This window comes from Psychrobacter sp. Ps7, assembly GCF_022129225.1.
Classification (GTDB): domain Bacteria; phylum Pseudomonadota; class Gammaproteobacteria; order Pseudomonadales; family Moraxellaceae; genus Psychrobacter; species Psychrobacter immobilis_A.
In genome coordinates this window covers 1-3,507 of the sequence record NZ_JADQAH010000007.1, presented here as the reverse complement: position 1 = coordinate 3,507, position 3,507 = coordinate 1, and the positions used below count along the sequence as shown (strand labels likewise).

At 36.8% G+C, this 3,507-nt stretch carries 2 protein-coding genes and 2 pseudogenes; all 4 read right to left on the bottom strand.

Annotation, left to right across the window (positions count from 1 at the left end):
- Positions 1 to 1,199 (bottom strand): annotated as a pseudogene (locus tag I3257_RS04040) (hypothetical protein); the annotation flags it as partial.
- An 85-nt stretch (positions 1,200 to 1,284) separates the two neighbouring features.
- A complete protein-coding gene (locus tag I3257_RS04035; protein WP_238048892.1) occupies positions 1,285 to 2,436 on the bottom strand; it encodes a hypothetical protein in 1,152 nt (383 codons plus the stop codon).
- A 112-nt stretch (positions 2,437 to 2,548) separates the two neighbouring features.
- On the bottom strand, positions 2,549 to 3,247 hold the full coding sequence (locus I3257_RS04030; protein WP_238048891.1) for a hypothetical protein: 699 nt from the start codon (positions 3,245 to 3,247) through the stop codon (positions 2,549 to 2,551).
- A 9-nt stretch (positions 3,248 to 3,256) separates the two neighbouring features.
- Positions 3,257 to 3,507: pseudogene (locus tag I3257_RS04025) on the bottom strand (hypothetical protein); the annotation flags it as partial.

The following is a 3,507-nucleotide window of genomic DNA, read 5'->3' as shown; positions in this document are numbered from 1 at the left end:
AACTGCCAAATAACTTCGCCCCATTGGTTGTTAGGGTAATCAGGCATGATGTCGCCTTTTTCAAAGTAAGCACGACTGTCAGATTTTGCTTGCGTGAACCAGTAGCCTGATTTAGGGCAGGGTTGTCCTGCTAGGCAGCGACCTCTTGCTTGACTGGTAATTTCAGGTTTATTGGCTTTGGTTTGATTTTCATAATAAGGCGTCATGTCTTCGCCAGCTTCTTTACGCTGCATAAACTCTTCATAAGTTATTTTATAAGGGTCGATAGAGACAAACTTACTGGTATCGATACCTGTTTTTTTTAGTACAAGGGGTAGGGTATAGTCAGGTTGATCTTGCTGGATTTTTAGACCTATTTTTAAAGCTTGGGTTTCAGCGTATAACCTAGATGTAGGCAAGTCTGGATAAGCCTTTGTAAAAGTTGATTCCAAAGTATCGTCTGGATTGTCATAACTGAGATAGCTGTTGATATGAATTTCTTCGGAGCTAAAATCTAAGCTGATCATATAAACGTAATTGTTAATCTCTTCTTCAAAGTTGTATTGCATAGTAATATCTAAAAAAACATCATTACCATTTCGTAGATCCCAAAATTGCAAGCTAGGTAGTTTCTTGAACTGATCTAAGGTTAAAGGGTATTGATAGTTTATAAAGTTATCTGAGACATTTTCACTAGTACCGTAAGTATAACTATCTTGAACAGATATACGAGGGTCATCAATTCGATGATCATCCTGCCAACCTTGCTCTTCTAGCTGTTTGAACAACTTTTGCATGGCGACATAGGCATCTTTTTGGGTGATGCCATAACTGCCTTTTGAGTCTGTAATAAAGAAACGAATTGTAGAAGACTGTATACCTCTTTCTGGCCTATCGTGACTGTAGAATCCTGAAGTACTACTAACATTTTGGATAGTAAACGACGGAACATTAGGGTAAGTAAACGTAACAGTGGCATAATTATCGCTAGGAAAACGTAATTTATAAAAAGTAACGCCTAAGCTACCAATATTGAGCGGATTATCATCAAAACTCCAATACTGTTTAATGCCTTCGTTGTTCTTTTTAAACGCGTCAGGGCTTTCTTCTACTGAAACATAAGCATGAGGGGGGATAACAACCTCTTTTTCTGCTTGGCAGGCAGTAGCTAAAAAAAGAAAGCTAAAGCAAATCAGAGTAATGAAAATTTGTTTAAACATAATATTAAACATGCCTTAGTTGCTTGAATAATGGGATTTTATAGCCTTACCCTTGTTCACCTTCAAACTGCCAAATAACTTCGCCCTATTGGTTGTTAGGGTAATCAGGCATGATTTCACCTTGCTTAAAGTAGGCACGACTGTTCGCTTTTGCTTGAGTGAACCAGTAGCCTGACTTAGGGCAAGGCTGATTTGCTGGGCAACGCCCTTTGGCTTGACTAGTAATTTCAAGTTTAGCGGTAGGCTGGTTCTCATAATAAGGCGTCATATCTTCACCCGCCTCAGAACGCTGCATAAACTCTTCATAAGTTATTTTATAGGGGTCAATAGAGATAAACTTACTGGTGTCGATGCCTGTTTTCTCTAATATCAGAGGGAGGGTAGAGTCAGGTTGATCTTGTTGAATTTTTAATCCCATATTGATGGCAGAAGTTTCATTCTCTAATCTCCAAGAGGCTATTTCTGGATAGGTTTCTGGGTAGGTATCCTGCCATCTGATTCTATCCTCAGAGTCTAAATTGGTTTGAATTTCTTCTAATTCGTCATAGACATCTAAACTAATTAGATAATAACGATTACCAGTAGATGGATCTGTTTGTCTATTTATCCTAATGTCCATATAGATTTCCGTGCCATATCTTAATCGCCATAGCTGTAGATCATTAAGTTGCATCCATTCTTTAAAAGTAAGTGGGTAACTGTAGTCAAGATATAATTCTGAACCTGCATCTGTCGTTGCAAATGTAAAACTGTCTTTGGCAGTCAACCTAGGAGCACTATTTGAATGCGCATACGTCCAACCTTTATCTTGTAGTTCTTTAAAGAAAAACATCATTTTTTTATAAGCATCTTCGTCTGATATACCGTTGTCTGTCTTATCGAAGAAAAAGTCAACTGTAATTTTATTCAACCCTCTCTGCTCGCTAGTTACCTTATCCATAGCTAAAATAGTGACAACTTGGTCAATCTTAAAACTATCATCAGAATAATGGAAAATTACTTTCCCCATGTTGTTTGTTGGAAAATCATAACCCTGAAAAATAACGCCCATAGGTTGAGCATCCGCTTCTTGAAAAGCTTTATACTCAGGGTTGGCATCGTATAACTCTTTAGCAGTCATGTTTAATGAAATTTCTAAAGGTTTATCAGGCATAGTGCTCTCTTTTTCTGCTTGGCAGGCAGTAGCTAAAAAAAGAAAACTAAAGCAAATCAGAGTAATGAAAATTTGTTTAAACATAATATTAAACATGCCTTAGTTGCTTGAATAATGGGATTTTATATCCTTACCCTTGTTCACCTTCAAACTGCCACATGACTGGCGTAGTTAGTTTGATATAATTTGCCTTATTCTAAGGGTTAGATTTAGAGTTATATAAAGACAAATCTGTTCTGTTATCAAACTCACATGATGTCAAATCCACCATCGCATATTTTGATTGTTTTTGTTGAATAGTACATCCTTTGTATTTAGTGATCTTAGGGCTGCTGATGAGCTCTTGGAAAAATAATTCAGGGTCATCTGCTCCGCTTATCTCTAATATTTTATATATGATATCTTTATGGATGTTATTAAAGGGTTCATGTGGTTGGTATTTCCCAGCTAAGGTAAACCTCTTCACAAAATATTTATTATTAACTTTATCCAGTGAGTAATCTAAGATAGTGCCATCGTCATATTGAATGACAACAAAAAAGCCATATGCTGTTTCGTCAAATTGTTTACTATTTATTTGGTTTAAACTATAGTCTTTGTGGAATAAGTTTTTAGTTTCTTTTACATTTTCGTCAGGTAGGAAAAATGGTTCACGGGCTTGCTTTGCTGGTGTTCTAATGATGAAAGGAACAGGGTCTGTTGTATTGAAACCTTGTTGTATCTGGGGTTCAGGTTTAGCAGTTGATACGCTCCTAGCGCTACTCTGTTCATCCAGTGTTACAGCAGGTTCGATTGCTTTACCTGAATCTAGAGTAAGTGAATCTGAAGAGGTGGCATCACAAGCAGTAAGTAAGGCAGTAATCACTAGAGTAAGTGCTAGTTTCATTGTGTTCATATAAACCTTTTATAACTTGTATACACTGGGATCTTTTTGCATTAGATACCACTGATACCTTGCAAATGAAATAAGTTTATTTGGATTATTATTTCCAGTACCAAGTTGCCAAGTATAATCCATTACTTTATCACTAAATCCTGGGTGGAATTTATATTGGTTAGCAAAATTAGGCTTAAATACGTGCGGTAGTAGTGGCATAATATGACCCCTGCCGTCAAATCCGTACACATAAACTTGGGAGATTTTAGTTACGCAGC

What these genes read in the sequence shown, in the direction of transcription:
- I3257_RS04035 (WP_238048892.1), bottom strand. Translation starts at nt 2,436, where the DNA reads ATGTTTAAACAAATTTTCATTACTCTGATTTGCTTTAGTTTTCTTTTT.
- I3257_RS04030 (WP_238048891.1), bottom strand. Translation starts at nt 3,247, where the DNA reads ATGAACACAATGAAACTAGCACTTACTCTAGTGATTACTGCCTTACTT.